16 protein-coding genes and 5 tRNA genes are annotated in these 20671 nt (G+C 41.3%); 18 read left to right on the top strand and 3 right to left on the bottom strand.

Features of this window, described 5'->3' with window-relative positions:
- The first annotated feature begins 98 nt into the window (after window positions 1-98).
- Window positions 99-638 carry a hypothetical protein gene (locus tag VJ786_RS06375; RefSeq protein WP_336557453.1) on the top strand — a complete coding sequence of 180 codons (540 nt, stop codon included), beginning with the start codon at window positions 99-101 and terminating at the stop codon, window positions 636-638.
- A 29-nt stretch (window positions 639-667) separates the two neighbouring features.
- Here VJ786_RS06375 and VJ786_RS06370 read toward each other — a convergent pair whose 3' ends face one another.
- Entirely contained in the window at window positions 668-1837 is a 1170-nt protein-coding gene (locus VJ786_RS06370; protein WP_099365883.1) for a BamA/TamA family outer membrane protein, read from the bottom strand.
- A 287-nt stretch (window positions 1838-2124) separates the two neighbouring features.
- Here VJ786_RS06370 and VJ786_RS06365 point away from each other — a divergent pair.
- From VJ786_RS06365 to VJ786_RS06295, 15 genes are all read left to right on the top strand, one after another.
- Window positions 2125-2197: transfer RNA gene (locus tag VJ786_RS06365), tRNA-Thr, on the top strand.
- 24 nt (window positions 2198-2221) lie between these two features.
- Window positions 2222-2305, top strand: a tRNA-Tyr gene (locus tag VJ786_RS06360).
- Window positions 2306-2359: 54 nt separating this feature from the next.
- Window positions 2360-2432: transfer RNA gene (locus VJ786_RS06355), tRNA-Gly, on the top strand.
- Between the two features lie 106 nt (window positions 2433-2538).
- Window positions 2539-2610, top strand: a tRNA-Thr gene (locus tag VJ786_RS06350).
- Between the two features lie 72 nt (window positions 2611-2682).
- Window positions 2683-3870: an elongation factor Tu gene (gene tuf / locus VJ786_RS06345; RefSeq protein ID WP_099365882.1), complete on the top strand. Its 1188-nt coding sequence runs from the start codon at window positions 2683-2685 to the stop codon at window positions 3868-3870.
- 154 nt (window positions 3871-4024) lie between these two features.
- Window positions 4025-4095: transfer RNA gene (locus tag VJ786_RS06340), tRNA-Trp, on the top strand.
- Between the two features lie 25 nt (window positions 4096-4120).
- Window positions 4121-4315, top strand: coding sequence for a preprotein translocase subunit SecE (gene secE, locus VJ786_RS06335; RefSeq protein ID WP_099365881.1), 195 nt, complete (start codon window positions 4121-4123; stop codon window positions 4313-4315).
- 23 nt (window positions 4316-4338) lie between these two features.
- Entirely contained in the window at window positions 4339-4884 is a 546-nt protein-coding gene (gene nusG / locus VJ786_RS06330; protein WP_099365880.1) for a transcription termination/antitermination protein NusG, read from the top strand.
- 515 nt (window positions 4885-5399) lie between these two features.
- On the top strand, window positions 5400-5843 hold the full coding sequence (rplK, locus tag VJ786_RS06325; protein ID WP_099365879.1) for a 50S ribosomal protein L11: 444 nt from the start codon (window positions 5400-5402) through the stop codon (window positions 5841-5843).
- 22 nt (window positions 5844-5865) lie between these two features.
- Window positions 5866-6564, top strand: a complete 699-nt coding sequence (gene rplA / locus VJ786_RS06320; RefSeq protein WP_099365878.1) for a 50S ribosomal protein L1 — start codon at window positions 5866-5868, stop codon at window positions 6562-6564.
- 2 nt (window positions 6565-6566) lie between these two features.
- Complete coding sequence (rplJ, locus tag VJ786_RS06315) at window positions 6567-7085, top strand: 50S ribosomal protein L10 (RefSeq protein WP_099365877.1); 519 nt, start codon at window positions 6567-6569, stop codon at window positions 7083-7085.
- Between the two features lie 80 nt (window positions 7086-7165).
- On the top strand, window positions 7166-7543 hold the full coding sequence (gene rplL, locus VJ786_RS06310) for a 50S ribosomal protein L7/L12 (protein ID WP_099365876.1): 378 nt from the start codon (window positions 7166-7168) through the stop codon (window positions 7541-7543).
- A gap of 176 nt (window positions 7544-7719) precedes the next feature.
- Entirely contained in the window at window positions 7720-11514 is a 3795-nt protein-coding gene (gene rpoB / locus VJ786_RS06305) for a DNA-directed RNA polymerase subunit beta (RefSeq protein WP_367575541.1), read from the top strand.
- A gap of 75 nt (window positions 11515-11589) precedes the next feature.
- A complete protein-coding gene (gene rpoC / locus VJ786_RS06300; RefSeq protein WP_099365874.1) occupies window positions 11590-15867 on the top strand; it encodes a DNA-directed RNA polymerase subunit beta' in 4278 nt (1425 codons plus the stop codon).
- A 159-nt stretch (window positions 15868-16026) separates the two neighbouring features.
- Window positions 16027-16704 carry an MgtC/SapB family protein gene (locus VJ786_RS06295; protein WP_257213696.1) on the top strand — a complete coding sequence of 226 codons (678 nt, stop codon included), beginning with the start codon at window positions 16027-16029 and terminating at the stop codon, window positions 16702-16704.
- A 41-nt stretch (window positions 16705-16745) separates the two neighbouring features.
- On the opposite strand, the gene VJ786_RS06290 is transcribed toward VJ786_RS06295, so the two are convergent.
- Window positions 16746-17393 carry a bifunctional 4-hydroxy-2-oxoglutarate aldolase/2-dehydro-3-deoxy-phosphogluconate aldolase gene (locus VJ786_RS06290; protein WP_257213695.1) on the bottom strand — a complete coding sequence of 216 codons (648 nt, stop codon included), beginning with the start codon at window positions 17391-17393 and terminating at the stop codon, window positions 16746-16748.
- Between the two features lies 1 nt (window position 17394).
- Window positions 17395-18384, bottom strand: coding sequence for a sugar kinase (locus VJ786_RS06285; RefSeq protein ID WP_099365873.1), 990 nt, complete (start codon window positions 18382-18384; stop codon window positions 17395-17397).
- A 77-nt stretch (window positions 18385-18461) separates the two neighbouring features.
- On the opposite strand from VJ786_RS06285, the gene VJ786_RS06280 reads away from it, so the two are divergent.
- Together VJ786_RS06280 and uxuA are read left to right on the top strand one after the other, a co-directional pair.
- Complete coding sequence (locus tag VJ786_RS06280; protein ID WP_099365872.1) at window positions 18462-19283, top strand: SDR family oxidoreductase; 822 nt, start codon at window positions 18462-18464, stop codon at window positions 19281-19283.
- A 6-nt stretch (window positions 19284-19289) separates the two neighbouring features.
- Window positions 19290-20462 carry a mannonate dehydratase gene (uxuA, locus tag VJ786_RS06275; protein WP_336557452.1) on the top strand — a complete coding sequence of 391 codons (1173 nt, stop codon included), beginning with the start codon at window positions 19290-19292 and terminating at the stop codon, window positions 20460-20462.
- Window positions 20463-20671 lie beyond the last annotated feature (209 nt).

Genomic DNA, 20671 nt, shown 5'->3' with positions numbered 1-20671 from the left:
ATGACTAGGTTTCGCTATGAAATCAAGGTTTAAGTAGGGTAGAAGCGTGTTTTTATATGCTTACCATACTGTTTACATACTTTTAGGTTACTTTCACCATGGTTTCACTCCGAATGAAATATTGTTTTTCATTCGATTGCTATACCGATTATTACCTTAATTTTGTCCTCATGCGCCACCTGTATGATTACATTTACCATTACCTGATTTCGAATAGCCGACATGGTACGCATTCGCCTTTTGTCTATGCTTTAGCAGATCAGGTGATCTACCAAAAGGATTATGAAAGGAAAGGGGAGGTGGCTGTTCCGGCTAGCATACCGGCCCACCAAAAGGAATTGATAAAGAATATCCTTTCTTTTTGGGGAATAGCGAAGTTAGGTGATGATTGGAACGATGTGGAAGCTGAAGCGTACTGGCTGGAGAAATTGCCAGCACTGGATGATGCGCTGCTTCAGGTCTTAACGTCAGGGAAACCTCTTTTTGTGAAAAACCCTTATTCACGGCAAAATAGAGCGCTTTGGAGGCAAATGTTGCAGAAAAAAGAGGTTACCGTAAGTATCAACCTGTTCCATTTTGGCATATTGCTGTATAGACCCGTTCAACATAAAGAGGACTTTCTGTTGAGGCAGGTATAGATCCAGGCGATTGAATTTTCCAACCTATCCTAAAAGGCTTCGCTGATGCTCAGGTAAAATCCAGACTGGCGTTTCTCTCCGGGTCTTTTTTCGCCATAAGAATAATCGAAGCGGATACTGCTGCTGTGTTCCAGACTGAAGAAATAACGCAATCCGCCGCCGTAGGATGGAAGGAAGCGTGCTTTATGGTCTTCGGAGAAGGTGCTTCCGGTGCCAAGAAATCCGGTAACCCCTACGCGTGGATGGAACCTGTACCTCAACTCAGCTTGGGCGGTCAGGTAATTCTTATCTTTATACCGTCCCAGGTAATACCCTCGCATGGTCATATCTCCACCCAGATCCCGCATCACATAAAAAGGTACATTCTTCCCGTATGTTCCGCGATAAAGCCCTTGGGCAGCCAAAACCAATTTATTTGCTAATGGATAATATCCCCGGATATCGATTTCTGCTTGGCTTCCCGTGAAATCATCATCCTGAAAGAATTTTGGTGCATAGGCATATTTAACCCTTCCATAGAAGCCTTGGCTGGTATAGGTGGTGTTGTTACGGGTATCGTATAGTACAGAAGCTCCCAGCGCGGCATATTGCCCGCCATCCTTACCCAACACTTCAGGGGAGGTGAAAATGCCATCGGCTTCAACATCCTGGAATTGGAAATGTTCATAATTGACATTGACGCCTGCATAGAGGTTGGGGATGATCTTCTTCTCCACATCCAGTTTTACCCGATAGAGTTTCTGTTCCAGGTAATCCTCATCGGTCTTCCAGGTATCATTTCCGATCCCATAGAAGTTGAAGGGCCAATCGCGATAACGGAGTTCCGAAAGGATATGGTATTCGTTCTTCTTTGTCCAGATATCGGAAAGCAACTTGATGTTCTTCTGTTTTTTGGTAGTCAATGTACCGATCAGGGTGATATTGGAAGTGCGGCTTTCCAGGTTTTCCTTATCCATATAGAAGTTGTAGGTACTGGCAAGACCATATTCAAAGCCGGTCTCCTGGGCATAGCCCACAGCAGGCAGGACCATGAAACTAGCGGATCGGCTGGAGTCTTTTTCGGAGGAGATGAATTTTTTTATGATTTTTTGGATGATATTTTTCTGTTCTTGTGCTTGGGAGCTGTTACAATTTGCGGCGAAAAGGACGCTTGCTGTAAAAAGAATGCGGAAAAATTTCGTGTGAAAATGCTTAATCATGCACAAATATAGGGGATAAGTTGACATGAAAAATGAAAATTATTTACTTGCATATCAACGATATGATTTTCAATGGCAAAAAAAACCGGCAAATATTTTTGATATATTCTGGCGTTAGCTATCTTTGCATCATCAAAACGGGACAATAGGTCGAAAAGTTTTGGAAGTTCTTTAAGTGAAAAAAAATAAAAATAAAACTTGCGAATATCAGATAAATATTAGATTTTTGCACTCGCTATCTCCGGAAAGCCGTTCTTTAAAAAGAAAGTTTTATTAAATTAAAATCCGCCTCCTTAGCTCAGCTGGTAGAGCAACTGACTTGTAATCAGTAGGTCATTGGTTCGATTCCGATAGGAGGCTCAAAGCGACGCAAGTTGCTGGTCTGGAGGGGTTCCAGAGCGGTCAAATGGGACGGACTGTAAATCCGTTGCTTCGGCTTCGAAGGTTCGAATCCTTCTCCCTCCACCATGAAAATGGAGTTCTCCACTTACCTCTCGGGGTTTCTACAGTGGGAAACGACAAGCGGAAGTAGCTCAGTTGGTAGAGCGATAGCCTTCCAAGCTATAGGTCGCGAGTTCGAACCTCGTCTTCCGCTCAATTTATAAAAACAAATCTAAGTCTCTCTTCTTTTCAATGAACAAATTAAAAGGGTAGAGACTTATCTTTGTAAATGGGTTTTTAACCTGTTAAAAAGGTTTTAAGCCGAAGTAGCTCAGGGGTAGAGCACTTCCTTGGTAAGGAAGAGGTCGTGGGTTCAAATCCCATCTTTGGCTCGAATACATAAGTTTTATTAACTTTGTAAGATAATTAAAGGAAATATTTTATAATTACTAATTCGCATAAACATGGCAAAAGAGAAATTTGACCGTAGTAAACCGCACTTAAACATTGGTACTATCGGTCACGTTGACCACGGTAAAACAACTACAACAGCTGCTATCACTAAAGTATTAGCTGATAAAGGTTTTTCAGAAGCTCGTTCATTTGATTCAATTGACTCTGCTCCTGAAGAAAAAGAGCGTGGTATTACAATTAACACGGCACACGTAGAATACCAAACAGCTAACCGTCACTATGCACACGTAGATTGTCCTGGACACGCGGATTACGTGAAGAACATGGTAACTGGTGCTGCACAGATGGATGGTGCTATCATCGTAGTTGCTGCTACAGATGGTCCTATGCCTCAAACTCGCGAGCACATCCTATTGGCTCGTCAGGTAGGTGTTCCTGCGTTAGTAGTATTCTTGAACAAAGTTGACTTAGTTGATGACGCTGAGTTATTAGACTTAGTTGAAATGGAAGTTCGTGAATTATTATCATTCTACGAATTCCCAGGTGACGATGTTCCTGTAATCAAAGGTTCTGCATTAGGTGCTTTGAACGGTGAAGAGCAATGGGTTGATTCAATCATGGAATTGATGGACGCTGTAGATAACTACATTCCAATCCCTCCACGTTTGACTGAACTTCCTTTCTTGATGCCTATCGAAGACGTATTCTCGATCACTGGTCGTGGTACTGTTGCAACTGGTCGTATCGAAAGAGGTGTAATCAACTCTGGAGATCCAGTAGAAATCTTAGGTATGGGTGCTGAGAACTTGAAATCTACCGTAACAGGTGTTGAGATGTTCCGTAAGATCTTAGATTACGGTGAAGCAGGTGATAACGTAGGTTTATTGTTACGTGGTATTGAGAAAACTGATATCCGTCGTGGTATGGTTATCTGTAAACCAGGTTCAGTAACTCCTCACACAGACTTCAAAGCTGAGGTTTACGTATTATCAAAAGCTGAAGGTGGTCGTCATACTCCATTCTTCAACAAATACCGTCCTCAATTCTACTTCCGTACGACAGACGTTACTGGAGAGATCACTTTAGAAGAAGGTACAGAGATGGTTATGCCAGGTGATAACGTTACGATCACTGTGAAGTTGATCAACGCTATCGCGATGGAAAAAGGTCTACGTTTCGCTATCCGTGAGGGTGGTCGTACAGTAGGTGCTGGTCAGGTAACTGAAATCTTAGCATAATCTGTCGATTACAACATAAAAAATAAGCTAATTGGCTCAGGCTGATTAGCTTATTTTTTCTAACAATGGAGCTTGCGATAAACTCCATTAAAATTGAAATAATATTTGTTGTAATGCGGTTTAAACGCTATATTTGCAACATCATAAAAAATACACGGGCATAGTTCAATGGTAGAATAGAGGTCTCCAAAACCTTCGATCAGGGTTCGAATCCTTGTGCCCGTGCTTAATAAACTTAGAAAACAATTAAATGGCAAAAGTACTTGATTTTTTTAAGGACTCTTATACAGAGATCACCGAGAAAGTGACTTGGCCGACTTGGTCACAATTGCAGAGTCATGCTATTATTGTACTTGTTGCTTCCATTATCATCGCATTGTTGATTTTCGTAATGGATAAAGCATCGAGCAACATTATGGAGTTGTTGTACAATACAGCTTCTTAATTTTTCTAATTCGAAAGAAGACTATGGCAGATCAAAGTTTAAAATGGTACGTAGTTCGTGCTGTTAGTGGGAAAGAGAAGAAGGTAAAGCAATATCTTGAGGCAGAAATCAATCGTTTAGGAATACAGCATTTAGTAACGCAGGTATTGATCCCTATGGAGAAATACTATCAGATGCGTGATGGTAAAAAAGTAGCGAAAGAGCGTAACTATTACCCTGGATATGTATTGATTGAAGCAGCTTTGGATGGAGAGATTGAGCACGCGATCAAAAACGTAAATAGCGTAATCGGATTTTTAGGTGATAAAGCAGGTAATGCGATCCCTTTGCGTCCGGCAGAAGTAAACAGGATCCTAGGTAAAGTGGATGAGATGGCCGAGCAAGGCGAGTCTATCAACGTTCCTTACTACGTAGGTGAAACAGTGAAAGTAAGCGATGGTCCATTCAATGGATTCACCGGTGAAATCGAAGAGGTTCATGAGGATAAGAAGAAATTGACCGTAATGGTTAAGGTATTTGGAAGAAAGACTCCTCTTGAATTGAACTATATGCAAGTGGAGAAGGAATAATCCGGATCGAAGATAATATAGAGACAGCAATAATGTCTATCAAAAAAAACCGATATTGAGAAATATCGGTTTTTTGTTTTTTTTATAAACTTAATATCTGTATATATTGAGATATGATTATTTGGATAAGCTCGCAAATAGATCATCCATATTTGTAAAACCTTTGAGTTTTTTAGAAACAGAAAGTGTTTCCTCGATGGCTTTCTTAGTCTTATCATTAGGTTTATTAGAATGAATGCTCTCAATTCGTAAAGAGGATGATTTCTTTGAATTATTTGTATTCATCTTGCTATCATTTTAAATACAAAGCTAATCTTAATTCCTTGCTATAACAAATAGCAATCCATCGCCTCAAATAAAAAGTAAAAAATATTTTCATCTTAAAGAATTTATATATATCTTTGCACCTCGTTTGATTGCAAAACTTAGGTTTAAGGTCGAACGAGAAAAAGTAAATGTTACGTTATTGCTTCCAACTTACTAACAAACATTTAACAAATTAAATCACAAAAAAAATGGCAAAAGAAGTCAGTGCGTTAGTAAAATTACAAGTGAAGGGCGGTGCTGCAAACCCATCTCCACCAGTAGGACCTGCATTAGGTGCTAAAGGTGTGAACATCATGGATTTTTGTAAGCAATTCAACGCTCGTACGCAAGACAAACCAGGTCAAGTATTACCTGTTGTAATCACTGTATATGCCGACAAATCTTTTGATTTTATCATCAAGACTCCACCAGTAGCGGTTCAGTTAAAAGACGCAGCTAAATTGAAAAGTGGATCAGGCGAGCCTAACCGTAAGAAGGTGGCAAGCATTACTTGGGATCAAGTAAAGCAAATCGCTGAAGATAAAATGCCAGATTTGAATGCATTTACCGTAGAGTCAGCTATGAGAATGGTTGCCGGTACAGCGCGTAGTATGGGTATCACAGTATCTGGAGATGCTCCTTGGAAAAATTAATTAACGAAATCAGTTTAAGAAAGTGGCTAGATTAACAAAAAATCAAAAAGCGGCACTATCCAAAATTGAAGCTGGTAAGGCGTATACTTTAAAAGAAGCTTCGGCTTTAGTTAAAGAAATCACCAATACCAAGTTTGATGCTTCAGTGGATATCGACGTTCGTTTGGGCGTAGATCCTCGTAAAGCAAATCAAATGGTTCGTGGTATCGCAACATTACCTCACGGAACTGGTAAGACAGTTCGTGTTTTAGTTTTATGTACTCCTGATAAGGAAGAAGAAGCTAAAGCAGCAGGTGCGGACTACGTAGGTCTTGACGACTACATCAGCAAAATCGAAGGTGGTTGGACTGACGTTGACATCATCATCACTATGCCTAGTGTTATGGCGAAAGTAGGTAAATTGGGTCGTATTTTAGGTCCAAGAAACTTGATGCCTAACCCTAAAACTGGTACAGTAACTACCGAAGTTGGTAAAGCTGTAACAGAGGTTAAAGGTGGTAAGATCGATTTCAAAGTTGACAAAACAGGTATCATCCACACTTCAGTTGGTAAAGTGTCTTTCGATGCAGATAAAATCTATGATAACGCATTAGAGGTATTACAAACGTTAGCGCGTTTGAAACCATCTGCAGCTAAAGGAACGTACTTCAAGAGTATTCACATTTCATCAACCATGAGTCCAGGTATTCATGTAGAAACTAAATCAGTAGTAGGAATTTAATCATGAGAAAAGAACTTAAACATGAAATTGTTCAAGCCTTGGCTGAGCAGATTAAATCTTACGGTAATTTCTACATTACGGATACGGCAGATTTAACTGTTGAGAAGGTGAATGGCATTCGTCGCAAATGTTTCGAGCAAGGTATCGAGATTCAAGTGGTAAAAAACACCTTGATCAAGAAAGCCTTATTAGAAGCAGGTGTTGATTCAGAAGAGATCTTTGGCGTATTAAAAGGAGCATCTACAATGATGTTTGCCGAAACCGGCAACGCTCCTGCGAAATTGATCAAACAATTACGTAAAGAAGGTGACAAGCCTGTATTGAAAGCAGCATATATTCAAGAGACTGCTTTCGTAGGCGACAACCAACTTGATGCATTAGTGAACCTTAAATCTAAAGAGGAACTTATCGCAGACGTTATTGCTTTACTTCAATCACCAGCGAAAAATGTTATTTCTGCTCTTCAATCAGGCGGCAATACAATTTCCGGCTTAGTAAAAGCTTTAGAAGAAAGAGGTTAACGAGACCTACTCACAAAAACTCGTTGCATTTTAATTAACAATTATTTTTTAAAAAAGTACATTCAAAAAATCAAAATAAAATGGCAGATTTAAAACAACTTGCTGAACAGTTAGTGAACTTAACAGTAAAAGAAGTTAAAGAATTAGCTGATATCTTAAAAGACGAATACGGTATTGAGCCTGCTGCTGCTGCTGTAGCTGTTGCTGCTGCTCCTGCTGGAGACGGCGCTGCTGCTGCTGAAGAGAAAACTTCATTTGACGTTATCTTGAAAGAAGCTGGTGGTCAGAAATTAGCTGTAGTTAAATTAGTTAAAGATTTAGCTGGTTTAGGTTTGAAAGAAGCAAAAGACTTAGTTGACGGTGCACCTAAAGAATTAAAAGCTGGTGTTTCTAAAGACGAAGCTGAAGCTTTGAAAAAACAACTAGAAGAAGCTGGAGCTGTAGTTGAGATTAAGTAATCTCGCATAAAGCACCAAAAAATTAGACTCTGATAGTGAAATCTATCAGAGTCTATTCCTGTTTATAATAAATGATATGAATCTGCGCTTTCGCTGAGGCCAGATTGGAAGACAACATCAGCTATGTTAGCTCAGTTTTTTTAAACTAAATTCTTATTCCCTTGGCAAACAATAATATGCAACAAGAAAGAGTAAATTTTGCGACCAGTAAGAAGGTAATTGATTATCCGGATTTCTTGGACGTACAATTGGAGTCTTTCAAGGAGTTTTTTCAATTAGAGACTACTTCCGACGATCGCCATCAGGAAGGGCTTTACAAGGTTTTCGCCGAAAACTTCCCTATTTCTGATTCAAGAAACATCTTTGTGCTAGAGTTTTTGGATTATTTCATTGATCCACCGCGCTATGATATCCAAGAGTGTATCGAACGTGGTTTGACGTATAGCGTACCTTTGAAGGCAAAATTGAAGTTATCTTGTAATGATGAAGAACACGAAGATTTTGAAACCATTGTACAAGATGTATATTTAGGAACTATCCCTTACATGACTCCAAAAGGTACCTTTGTGATCAATGGTGCCGAGCGTGTAATCGTTTCTCAATTGCACCGTTCTCCTGGTGTGTTCTTTGGTCAAAGTAGACACACAAATGGTACTAAACTTTATTCTGCTAGGGTAATTCCTTTTAAAGGGTCTTGGATCGAATTCGCAACAGACGTGAACAACGTGATGTATGCTTACATCGATCGTAAGAAAAAATTCCCAGTTACTACCTTATTACGTGCTATTGGTTTCGATTCTGATAAGGATATCTTAGAATTATTCGACCTTGCAGACGAAGTAAAGGTTAGTAAAACGGGTCTGAAGAAATACGTTGGTCGTCGTTTAGCGGCTAGGGTATTGAACAAATGGACAGAGGATTTCGTAGATGAGGATACCGGTGAAGTGGTATCTATCGACCGTAACGAAATCATCCTTGAACGTGAAACAGTTTTAGAAGAGGACCACATTGATTTGATCATCGATGCAGGGGTAAAATCTATTATCCTGACCAAAGAAGACGAATCCAACAATGCGGACTATTCGATTATATATAATACTTTACAGAAGGATACTTCGAACTCAGAGAAAGAGGCTGTGGAGCACATCTACCGTCAATTACGTAACGCTGAACCACCTGATGAGGAAACTGCTCGTGGTATCATCGATCGTTTGTTCTTCTCTGATAAACGTTATGATTTAGGGGATGTAGGTAGATACCGCATCAACCGTAAATTGAACTTAGGAACGGATTCAGATACCAAAGTATTGACACGCGAGGATATTATCGCGATCGTTAAATACTTGATCAACCTGATCAACTCCAAAGCTGAGGTGGATGATATTGACCACTTATCAAACCGTCGCGTACGTACGGTAGGTGAGCAATTATACGCGCAGTTCGGTGTGGGTCTTGCTCGTATGGCGCGTACAATCCGCGAACGTATGAACATCCGTGACAACGAAGTGTTCACACCTACTGATTTGATCAATGCACGTACATTATCATCAGTAATCAATTCATTCTTCGGAACAAACCAGTTATCTCAGTTCATGGACCAAACGAATCCATTGGCGGAGATTACACATAAGCGTCGTTTATCAGCGTTAGGTCCAGGTGGTCTTTCTCGTGAGCGCGCAGGTTTCGAGGTTCGTGACGTTCACTACACGCACTACGGCCGTCTTTGTACGATCGAAACGCCTGAGGGTCCGAACATCGGTTTGATCTCTTCACTATCTGTACACGCGAAGATCAACAACCTAGGATTTATCGAAACACCATACCGTAAAGTTGAAGACGGTAAGGTAGTGGTTGATCAGCCAGTTGTTTACTTGTCGGCAGAAGATGAAGATGATAAAACAATCGCACAAGCAAACGCATTGTACGATGATAAAGGTAATTTCTTGGATGCGAAAGTAAAAGCAAGATATGAGGGTGACTTCCCGATTATCGAGCCTGAGAAATTAGACTATATGGACGTTGCGCCTAACCAGATCACCTCTATTGCGGCTTCATTGATTCCTTTCTTGGAGCATGATGATGCCAACCGTGCATTGATGGGATCGAACATGCAGCGCCAGGCCGTGCCTTTATTACGTCCTCAAGCACCGGTTGTAGGAACAGGATTGGAAGCTCGCGTAGCGAAAGATTCCCGTACCTTGATCAATGCTGAAGGAAACGGTGTAGTAGAATATGTAGATGCACAGGAAATCCACATCCGCTACAACCGTAATGAAAACGAGAAATTGGTTTCATTCGATGAGGATGTTAAGGTTTATAAATTAACAAAATTCAAGAAAACCAACCAGAATACTTGTATCAACTTGAAACCGATCGTCATCAAAGGACAAGAGGTATCTAAAGGTCAGGTATTGTGTGAGGGATATGCAACAGAAGACGGTGAATTAGCATTGGGCCGTAACCTAAAAGTAGCGTTCATGCCTTGGCAAGGATACAACTTTGAGGATGCGATCGTAATCTCTGAGCGCGTTGTTTCTCAGGATTTGTTCACTTCATTGCACATTGAGGAATTCGAACTGGAAGTTCGTGATACCAAACGTGGTGAAGAGGAATTAACAGCTGATATCCCGAACGTATCTGAAGAAGCTACGAAAGACTTAGACGAAAACGGTATTATCCGTATCGGTGCGGAAGTTGGCGAAGGCGATATCTTGATCGGTAAGATCACTCCAAAAGGAGAATCTGATCCTTCACCAGAAGAGAAATTATTACGTGCCATCTTTGGTGACAAAGCCGGCGATGTGAAGGATGCTTCCTTGAAGACTCCTCCATCCATCAAAGGGGTTGTTATCGACACGAAATTGTTCTCCCGTGCGAAGAAAATGTCTAAAGAAGTAGAGCGTAAAGCTTTAGAGAAATTAGAAGTTGCACACGATAAAAACATCAGAGCATTAAAAGACCGTTTAGTGGATAAATTGTTCACTATTGTAAATGGTAAGACCTCTCAAGGGATCTACAGTGTTTACAAAGAGCTTTTGGTTGCTAAAGGTGCTAAATTCACCCAAAAGATCCTTCAGGATTTGGATTACAACAATGTAAACCCAACTGGATGGACTACGGATGATGATAAAAACGAAATGATCAAGTATGCATTACATAACTACGGCATTAAAGTTAATGAGGAGTTAGGTGCATTCAAACGTGAGAAATTCGCTATCTCTGTGGGTGATGAGCTTCCATCAGGAATTGTTCAAATGGCTAAAGTTTATGTGGCTAAGAAACGTAAGCTTAAAGTAGGGGATAAGATGGCTGGTCGTCACGGTAACAAAGGTATCGTTGCACGTATCGTTCGTGATGAGGATATGCCATTCTTGGAAGATGGAACACCGGTAGATATCGTATTGAATCCACTAGGGGTACCATCTCGTATGAACCTTGGACAGATCTATGAAACTGTTTTAGGATGGGCAGGACAGAAATTAGGGGTTAAGTTTGCTACGCCGATCTTCGATGGTGCTGAAATGGACCAGGTAGAAGAATGGGTAGAGAAAGCAGGATTACCGAAATCAGGTCGTACCTATTTGTACAACGGTTTAACTGGAGAGCGTTTTGACCAACCTACAACAGTGGGTGTAATCTACATGTTGAAATTAGGACACATGGTAGATGACAAAATGCACGCACGTTCAATCGGTCCATACTCGTTGATTACTCAACAACCATTAGGTGGTAAGGCACAGTTCGGTGGTCAGCGTTTTGGTGAGATGGAGGTTTGGGCATTAGAGGCATTCGGTGCATCGAACATCCTTCAAGAGATCTTAACGGTGAAATCAGATGATGTTGTGGGTCGTGCGAAAACTTACGAAGCGATCGTTAAAGGTAATAACCTTCCAACACCATCGGTACCAGAATCGTTCAACGTATTGGTACATGAGCTTCGCGGTCTAGGTTTAGATATCACATTGGATTAATCAAGCAAAATTGAGCTTAAGAAGGGGTCAAATCCTTCTTAAGCTTTCACATACAGCTTTAACTTTTTACTAAGTATGTCTTACAAAAAAGATAATAAAATCAAAAGTAACTTTACATCGATCACGATCAGCTTGGCATCTCCAGAGACTATTTTGGAGCGTTCAAGTGGTGAGGTTACTAAACCAGAAACCATCAACTATCGTACTTACAAACCAGAGCGCGACGGATTATTCTGTGAGCGTATTTTTGGCCCTGTAAAAGATTACGAATGTCACTGTGGTAAATACAAACGTATCCGTTATAAAGGTATCGTTTGTGACCGTTGTGGGGTGGAGGTTACAGAGAAGAAAGTACGTCGTGAGCGTATGGGACACATCAACTTGGTGGTTCCTGTAGCGCATATCTGGTACTTCCGTTCTTTGCCAAACAAAATCGGTTATTTATTAGGTCTTCCTACCAAGAAATTGGATATGATCATCTACTACGAAAGATATGTGGTTATTCAAGCAGGTATCAAAGAAGATGATGGTATCTCCTACATGGATTTCTTGACAGAAGAGGAATATTTGGATATTTTGGATACCCTTCCAAAAGAAAACCAATACCTTGACGATACAGATCCTCAGAAATTCGTAGCGAAAATGGGTGCTGAGGCGCTAGAAGATTTATTGAAACGTCTAGACCTTGACCAATTATCATACGATCTTCGTCACCAAGCAGCTAACGAAACTTCTCAACAACGTAAGAACGAGGCTTTAAAACGCCTTCACGTAGTAGAAGCTTTCCGCGGTGCCAATGATCACATCGAGAACCGTCCGGAATGGATGATCGTGAAGATCGTTCCGATCATTCCACCAGAATTGCGTCCTCTTGTGCCTTTGGATGGTGGTCGTTTCGCGACTTCGGATTTGAACGACTTATACCGTCGTGTGATTATCCGTAACAACCGTTTGAAACGTTTGATCGAGATCAAAGCTCCAGAAGTAATCTTACGTAACGAGAAACGTATGCTTCAAGAAGCCGTTGACTCTTTATTCGATAACTCGCGTAAAGTAAATGCGGTGAAAACTGAAGGTAACCGTGCGTTGAAGTCATTATCCGATATCCTTAAAGGTAAGCAAGGACGTTTCCGTCAGAACTTACTGGGTAAACGTGTTGACTACTCGGCTCGTTCGGTAATTGTGGTAGGTCCTCACTTGAAATTACACGAGTGTGGTCTTCCAAAAGATATGGCAGCAGAACTTTACAAACCATTCATCATCCGTAAGATGATCGAAAGAGGAATTGTGAAGACCGTAAAATCTGCTAAGAAAATCGTTGATCGTAAAGATCCGGTAGTATGGGATATCTTAGAGAATGTTCTAAAAGGACATCCTGTATTATTAAACCGTGCTCCTACGCTTCACCGTTTGGGTATTCAGGCTTTCCAACCTACTTTGGTAGAAGGTAAAGCGATCCAATTGCACCCATTAGTGTGTACAGCGTTCAACGCCGATTTCGACGGTGACCAGATGGCAGTTCACTTACCTTTAGGTAATGCTGCAATTTTGGAAGCCCAAATCTTGATGTTGGCAGCACACAACATTCTTAACCCGGCAAACGGTTCTCCTGTTACAGTGCCATCTCAAGACATGGTATTGGGTCTTTATTACATTACCAAAGGCCGTAAAACAGATGATAGCCGTAAGATGAAAGGGGAGGGAAGTACCTTCTATTCTGCTGAAGAAGTAATCATTGCTTTGAACGAAGGACAGTTGGATCTTCACTCATTCATCAAGGTTAAGACACAAATCAAAACCAAAGAAGGTGAATTCAAACAAGCAATCATTGAAACTACGGTAGGTCGTGTGATCTTTAACCAGATCGTTCCGGAAGAAGTAGGTTATATCAATGAATTGTTGACCAAGAAATCTTTGCGTAATGTTATCGGTGAGATCGTTAAGAACACCGGTATGGCTCGCGCAGCGAAATTCTTGGATGATATGAAAGAGCTAGGATTCCAAACAGCATTTAAAGGAGGATTGTCCTTCAACTTGCAAGATTTGAACATCCCGGCTGCAAAAGCTGATTTGATCGCTCAAGCTACCAACGAAGTAGAAGAAGTAATGAACAACTATAACATGGGTTTCATTACCAACAACGAGCGTTACAACCAAATCATCGATATCTGGACACGTATCAATAACCGATTGACTGCACACGTAATGGATATCCTTTCGAACGATAACCAAGGTTTCAACTCTGTTTACATGATGTTGGATTCTGGAGCTCGTGGTTCTAAGGAGCAGATTCGTCAGTTATGTGGTATGCGTGGGTTGATGGCGAAACCTCAGAAGTCTGGTACTTCAGGTGGTGAGATTATCGAGAACCCGATTTTATCGAACTTTAAAGAAGGATTATCCGTATTAGAGTACTTTATCTCTACCCACGGTGCGCGTAAAGGTCTTGCGGATACGGCGTTGAAAACGGCGGATGCGGGTTACTTAACTCGTCGTTTACATGACGTAGCTCAAGATATGATTGTTGTTGAACAAGATTGTAACGGTTTACGTGGTATCTATACAACAGCATTGAAAGACAACGATGATATCGTTGAACCACTTTACGACCGTATCTTAGGACGTACGCCATTGAATGATGTGGTACATCCGGAGACAGAGGAAGTAATCGTAGCGGCAAACGAAGATATCACGGAAGAGATTGCGGAAGCAATTGAAAACGCTGGTATCGAAGGTGTGGAGATTCGTTCGGTATTGACCTGTGAGTCTAAACGCGGAGTTTGTGCTTGTTGTTACGGACGTAACTTAGCATCTGGTAAGCGTGTTCAATTGGGTGAGGCTGTCGGTGTAATCGCAGCACAATCCATTGGTGAGCCAGGTACGCAGTTAACACTTCGTACGTTCCACGTCGGTGGTACGGCATCCAACATTGCGGCAGAGTCTTCGATCATCGCGAAATACGATGGTAAAATCGAATTCGAAAATGTTCGTACGGTGGAGAAAGAAGGCGAAGATGGTCCATACCAAGTCGTATTAGGTCGTTCTGGTGAGATCAAAGTAGTAAATGACGAGAAAAAAGTTCTTTACCAACAGATCATCCCTTACGGTTCGAACTTATTCGTTAAAGAAGGAGAGAAAGTAGAAAAAGGAGCTAAGTTAGTTGACTGGGATCCATATAATGCGGTAATTATCTCCGAATTTGCGGGTAAGGTAGAATTTGATGCGATCATCGAAGGTATTACTTTCCGTGAAGAGTCTGATGAGCAGACTGGCCACAAAGAGAAAGTGATCATCGAAACGCGTGATAAGACGAAAAACCCTACCATTAAGGTATTGGATAATAAAGGCGAAATCATCCGTTCATATAACATTCCAGTAGGAGCTCACGTTTCTGTATCTGATGGTCAGAAAGTGAAAGAAGGTGCGGTATTGGTTAAGATCCCTCGTTCTACAGGTAAGACCCGAGATATTACGGGTGGTCTTCCTCGTGTAACGGAGTTGTTCGAGGCTCGTAATCCTTCAAACCCTGCGGTTGTAACTGAAATCGATGGTGTTGTATCATTAGGTGGTGTTAAACGTGGTAACCGTGAGATCTCTATCGAGTCTCGTGATGGCCAAGTGAAGAAGTACTTAGTACCTCTTTCTAAACACATCTTGGTACAGGATAATGACTTTATCAAAGCTGGTATGCCATTGTCAGACGGTCAGATCTCTCCTTCAGATATCTTATCGATAAAAGGCCCTTCAGCAGTACAAGAATATATCGTAAATGGTATCCAAGAGGTTTACCGCCTTCAAGGGGTAAAAATCAACGATAAACATTTCGAAACCATCGTTCACCAAATGATGCAGAAAGTGAATATCGAGGATCCAGGAGATACACGTTTCTTAGAAAAAGAAGCGGTGAACAAATGGGATTTCATGGAAGAGAACGATTCATTATACGACAAGAAAGTTGTTGTTGATGCGGGCGATTCCAAAACATTACGTCCAGGACAGATCGTGGCTATGCGTAAGCTTCGTGAGGAAAACTCCAGCTTGAAACGTCAAGACATGAAATTGGTAGAGGTTCGTGATGCTATCCCAGCGACTTCAAGTCCATTGTTGCAAGGTATTACCCGTGCTTCATTAGGTACGAAATCGTTCATCTCTGCAGCTTCCTTCCAGGAAACTACCAAAGTATTGAACGAAGCAGCAATCGCAGGTAAACGTGATAACCTATTAGGATTGAAAGAAAACGTAATTGTTGGTCACTTGATCCCTTCAGGTACAGGTTTACGTCAGTACAGCAATATCATTGTTGGTTCTCGTGAAGAATACGATCAATTATTAGCTTCTAAAGAAGAAGATTAATCGTTGATAGGTAGCGATGTTGGACTGAGGACCGGCAGAGCAAACATATACAAATGGTCTGGATTCGAAAGGATCCAGGCCATTTTGTTTTTATAAAAAATAGAAATTTGGATAAAATTCCAACTAATTGTTACATAATTTGTTTATTTGCTTTAAGCTATGTTTGAAATGGACCTGAATATCATCATCAATCAATTTGTATGGGAATGGAACGACTTGCTGAAAGCATGTCTTTCCCTTGTTGCCGGCTTTGTGCTAGGTTTTGAACGGGAATGGAAAGACAAATCCGCCGGTTTTAAGACCATTTCTATCATCTGTTTGGGGAGTACGCTATTTTCTTTGTTATCCTATAAATTGGGTGCAGGGGATTCCGAAGATGCTACCCGAATAGCCTCTTACGTGGTTTCTGGGATTGGTTTCTTGGGTGCAGGTGTAATCTTCAAGGATGGTGTTAATGTGAATGGATTGACCACAGCAAGTATCATTTGGATGTCGGCAGCCATTGGAATGGCAATTGGCTTTGGGGTATTCCTAACAGCGGCAATCTTCTTGTTCGCTTGTTTTATTATTATTGGTTCCGGAAAATTCATCAATAAACATATCATTAAGAGTGTGGGAAGGCAGGTAACCATTACCCTAGACCGTGAAGACCTGGATGCGAAAGATGAACTCATCAAGGAACTTAAACCCTTAACCAAACAGCTCAAGGTGAAAAAAGTCACCATGACCGAGGATGAACTTACTGTAATTTTGGAGGTATTGATCAACAAGGAAAATATCCGAAAATTCGAAAGGACCATTTTGGCCAATAGAAAGCTCATTGAGATCAGTATATAAGCTAAAATCGGCTGTAGCTTATTTGCGGGGTTGATGCTCAGCTATTTTTTGACCCAACTTAAAAGATTCCTACAATTTTGACTGATTGCCTGATAATCAAATCCTGTTTGGTTTTTCACAAATAATTTTGAACCCAATCCAACTGCCGATACGCCGGCTTCAAACCAGTTCTGGATATTGCTCTGCGTGACATCCACACCTCCAGTAGGCATAAACTTAACAGTAGGGAACAAAGGTTTGATGCTTTTTAGAAAGCCTGTACCTAAGGTTTCTCCCGGAAACAATTTGATGAATCCACATCCTGCATGCATGGCCGCTGCGATCTCAGATGGTGTCATACATCCAGGAATCCATAGTATACCTTTTTCTTTAGCCAGTTTAGCTAGCTCCTGCGTGAAAATAGGACTCACTAGAAATTCTGTTCCCAATTTGATGAATTTTTTAGCGGCTTCGGTATCCAGAATGGTTCCGATGCCTAATTTTAGATCAGGGAAATGTTCCACTTTATAAGCCATTAAAGCCTTGAAATTCTCCGTAGCAGCAGCTCCGCGGTTTACAAATTCAAAAACACGGATTCCACCTTCATAGCAGGCTTTTAATACATTTATACAGATTTCCACCTCATCATGGTAAAAAACCGGGATGACCGGATAAGCTGCTATGGTATCTAAGATTTGATTTTTCATCATGTTAAAATTTACCGTTTCCAAAATCACCTTCCACAAATAATTTCTGATAACCAGCGCCTGTGGCAGTATCTATGACTTTCTGGGCATCCCATTGATGGGAAAGCGCATGTATCAATCCCGCCATGAACGCATCCCCACTTCCAATTCGATCAATCACTTCTTCGGTTTCATAGACTTCGGAAATCACATCTTCCGTTTCGGTATGCAAGGTTCCATAAAAGAGGTTATGCGTAGGCCGATCCATAAACCTGAACGTGTTTGCAATGTATTTGACCTTTGGAAACACTCTCCGTATCTCTTGGGCATTCTGCTTAGCAAATTCGAAATAGGTTTCCTTACTACTGTTTCTATTTAGCTGTTCATCAATAGCAGTTCCTAGCATTTTATTGGATGCCCAGATGTTGCCCATAATGACATCACAATATTTGACCAAAGCTGGCATAATCGCTATTGGGGCTTTACCATATTGCCAGAGCTTACTCCGGTAATTGAGATCCACCGAAATCTGAATCCCTTTCTCGGAAGCTTTCCTTAGGAGAACTTCCATCAGGTCTGCCATATCCTGATTCAAAGCAGGTGTTAATGCCGACCAATGCAACCAAGAAACATCCTCCAATAAACTGTCGAAAGGGAAATCTTCCTTGCTCAATTGGCTAAAACTGGAATATTTACGGTCGTAAATCACTTCTCCCGAACTCAGTCCATTTGCTGAAAGTAAGATATAGCTTCCCAATCGATCCCCAGACCAAATAATCTTATTGGTTCCAACAGCTAGCCCATTCAATTTCTGAACGATTTCTTGGCTCAAACTGTTTTGTGGGAAAGCACTTACATATTCCACTTTATTTCCCATTTGGGCCAGTGAGGCTGCTACATTGGCTTCAGCTCCACCAGGGTAAATACGCAAGAGATTGTTGGGGCTGTCAAAAAAATGACTCCCAAGACTTTGTTGACGAATCAGGATTTCTCCAAAGGATAGTATTGTGTTCATTGGTTGAATTGATTGGCAAGTTAATTCTTTTTCTTGAGGATTTTCACTATTATTGGGTTAAAATCTAACCACATACTATGGGAATCCTAGAGAAGTTCTCTTTAAGAAACAAGAAAATTATTATTACAGGCGGTACAGGCATTTTAGGGAAGGCCTTTGTACATGCATTAGCAGAAGCTGGCGCATCAATTTGTATCCTCGGTAGAAGCCAAGAGAAAATTGATGAACGAATTAAAGAGGCACAGGCGCTAGGCGCAGAAGCCATTGGAATTATTGCTGATGTGATGGATGAGCAGGCTGTTCAGGCAGCGAAATCAGAAATCCTAGCGCAATGGGGTACCATTGATGGCTTGATCAATGCGGTTGGGGGTAATATCCCGGGTGCAACGATTGGCGACCAACAATCTATTTTTGATAATAAAATCCAAGACACCATTAAGGCCATCGAATTGAATCTTTACGGAACCATTATTCCAAGCATGGTGTTCGGTGAGATCATTGCTTCCAAGGGAAAAGGTTCCATCATTAATATATCTTCGCTAGCCGCGAGCAGACCCTTAACCAGGGTGCTGGGCTATACGGTTGCGAAGCATGGAATAGATGGATTTACCAAATGGATGGCTACGGAACTGGCCCTTCGTTATGGCGATCAGGTGCGTGTCAATGCGATCGCTCCGGGCGTATTCTTAACAGAGCAGAATCGGAACCTTTTGACCAACCCAGATGGTAGCTATACCGATCGGGCACAGAAGTTTATTAACGGAACACCTTATAGGCGATTGGGCGATCCTTCTGAGCTGGAGGGGACTTTGGTTTACCTATTAAGCGATGCTTCGGCCTTCGTAACGGGCGAAACAATATTTGTAGATGGTGGTTTTGATGCTTGGTGTGGCGTATAAAAAAAGATGAACAAGAAATTTTTAGAACAAACCTGGAGATGGTATGGTCCCAATGACCCCGTTTCCTTGAACGATGTAAAACAAGCTGGTGCAACGGGAATTGTAACAGCACTACATCATATCCCACATGGCGATGTTTGGCCGGTGGAAGATATTTTAGCACGTAAGAAACTGATTGAGGATGCTGGCTTGAGATGGTCGGTCGTGGAATCTGTTCCGGTACATGAGGCGATCAAGACCAATGCTGAGGATGCCGGTATTTATCTGGAGAACTATAGGCAATCCTTAAAGAACTTGGCTGATTGTGGCATTTATACCGTTTGCTATAATTTCATGCCGGTATTGGATTGGACTAGAACTCAATTGGACCTGGAAATGAAGGATGGATCCAAAGCTTTGTATTTTGATTGGATAGATCTGGCCATTTTTGATATCCATATCCTGAAAAGGGAAGGAGCATTGGATGATTATTCTCAGGAGATACAGGAACAAGCAGCAGATCGGTTGGGGGAGATGAGTAAAGAGGATTTGCTGAACCTTCAGCATAATGTGTTGATGGGAATTCCTGGTGAAGGGGATATTTCCTTGGAATCCTTGAGCAATAGCATCGAGACCTATGGGAGTATAGGCAGGGATGGATTGAGAAAGAATCTATTGTTGTTTTTGGAGGGGATAGAGGAGGTTTGTGAGGCTAATGGTATTAAGATGACCATTCATCCGGATGATCCGCCATATAGTATTTTAGGGCTTCCTAGGGTGGTAAGTAACGAGGAAGATCTGTTGTATTTGATCAATGGTCAGGAAAAGGAATTTAATGGGATTTGTTTTTGTACGGGTTCTTTGGGTGCAGGGCCGGCGAATGATCTTCCGAGGATCTTTGACCAGGTTAAGCATCGGGTGAATTTTGTGCATTTGAGGAATGTGAAGAAGGATGCATTGGGAAGTTTTTATGAGGCAGATCATTTGGATGGGGATGTGGATATGTATTTGATCATGAAGGCGCTGGTGGGAGAGAATCAGAAACGGGAAATGGCGATGCCTTTTCGTCCGGATCATGGTCATCAGATGTTGGATGATTTGGAAAAGGTGACTAATCCGGGGTATTCGGCGATTGGTAGGTTGAGAGGCCTTGCGGAATTAAGGGGATTGGAATTGGGGGTGATAAGGGCAGAAGGGTAATGTTTTTTTAACCGTCATTGCGAGGAGGTACGACGAAGCAATCTTTAAACTATTCGAAAGATTGCTTCGTTCCTCGCAATGACGGGTGGATTGCTTCTTTCCTCGCAATGATTGTTATGATTAAACCAACTATTTTTTTACTTTTTTCCTTCAATAGTTTTCCTATCCAAAAAGTTATTTCCAAAAAATTTTTAGAGCTTGATGGCTCA

It is taken from the genome of Sphingobacterium tenebrionis (assembly GCF_037126265.1).
Taxonomy (GTDB): domain Bacteria; phylum Bacteroidota; class Bacteroidia; order Sphingobacteriales; family Sphingobacteriaceae; genus Sphingobacterium; species Sphingobacterium tenebrionis.
This window is presented reverse-complemented; position numbering and strand designations above follow the sequence as displayed.

Excerpts from the sequence above, each read along its gene's own strand:
- VJ786_RS06290 (WP_257213695.1), bottom strand. The coding sequence starts at position 17,393 with ATGATGAAAAATCAAATCTTAGATACCATAGCAGCTTATCCGGTCATC.
- VJ786_RS06370 (WP_099365883.1), bottom strand. The coding sequence starts at position 1,837 with ATGATTAAGCATTTTCACACGAAATTTTTCCGCATTCTTTTTACAGCA.
- tuf (WP_099365882.1), top strand. The coding sequence starts at position 2,683 with ATGGCAAAAGAGAAATTTGACCGTAGTAAACCGCACTTAAACATTGGT.
- nusG (WP_099365880.1), top strand. The coding sequence starts at position 4,339 with ATGGCAGATCAAAGTTTAAAATGGTACGTAGTTCGTGCTGTTAGTGGG.
- uxuA (WP_336557452.1), top strand. The coding sequence starts at position 19,290 with ATGAACAAGAAATTTTTAGAACAAACCTGGAGATGGTATGGTCCCAAT.
- VJ786_RS06375 (WP_336557453.1), top strand. The coding sequence starts at position 99 with ATGGTTTCACTCCGAATGAAATATTGTTTTTCATTCGATTGCTATACC.
- VJ786_RS06280 (WP_099365872.1), top strand. The coding sequence starts at position 18,462 with ATGGGAATCCTAGAGAAGTTCTCTTTAAGAAACAAGAAAATTATTATT.
- rplK (WP_099365879.1), top strand. The coding sequence starts at position 5,400 with ATGGCAAAAGAAGTCAGTGCGTTAGTAAAATTACAAGTGAAGGGCGGT.
- secE (WP_099365881.1), top strand. The coding sequence starts at position 4,121 with ATGGCAAAAGTACTTGATTTTTTTAAGGACTCTTATACAGAGATCACC.
- rpoC (WP_099365874.1), top strand. The coding sequence starts at position 11,590 with ATGTCTTACAAAAAAGATAATAAAATCAAAAGTAACTTTACATCGATC.
- rplL (WP_099365876.1), top strand. The coding sequence starts at position 7,166 with ATGGCAGATTTAAAACAACTTGCTGAACAGTTAGTGAACTTAACAGTA.
- VJ786_RS06285 (WP_099365873.1), bottom strand. The coding sequence starts at position 18,384 with ATGAACACAATACTATCCTTTGGAGAAATCCTGATTCGTCAACAAAGT.
- VJ786_RS06295 (WP_257213696.1), top strand. The coding sequence starts at position 16,027 with ATGTTTGAAATGGACCTGAATATCATCATCAATCAATTTGTATGGGAA.
- rplJ (WP_099365877.1), top strand. The coding sequence starts at position 6,567 with ATGAGAAAAGAACTTAAACATGAAATTGTTCAAGCCTTGGCTGAGCAG.
- rpoB (WP_367575541.1), top strand. The coding sequence starts at position 7,720 with ATGCAACAAGAAAGAGTAAATTTTGCGACCAGTAAGAAGGTAATTGAT.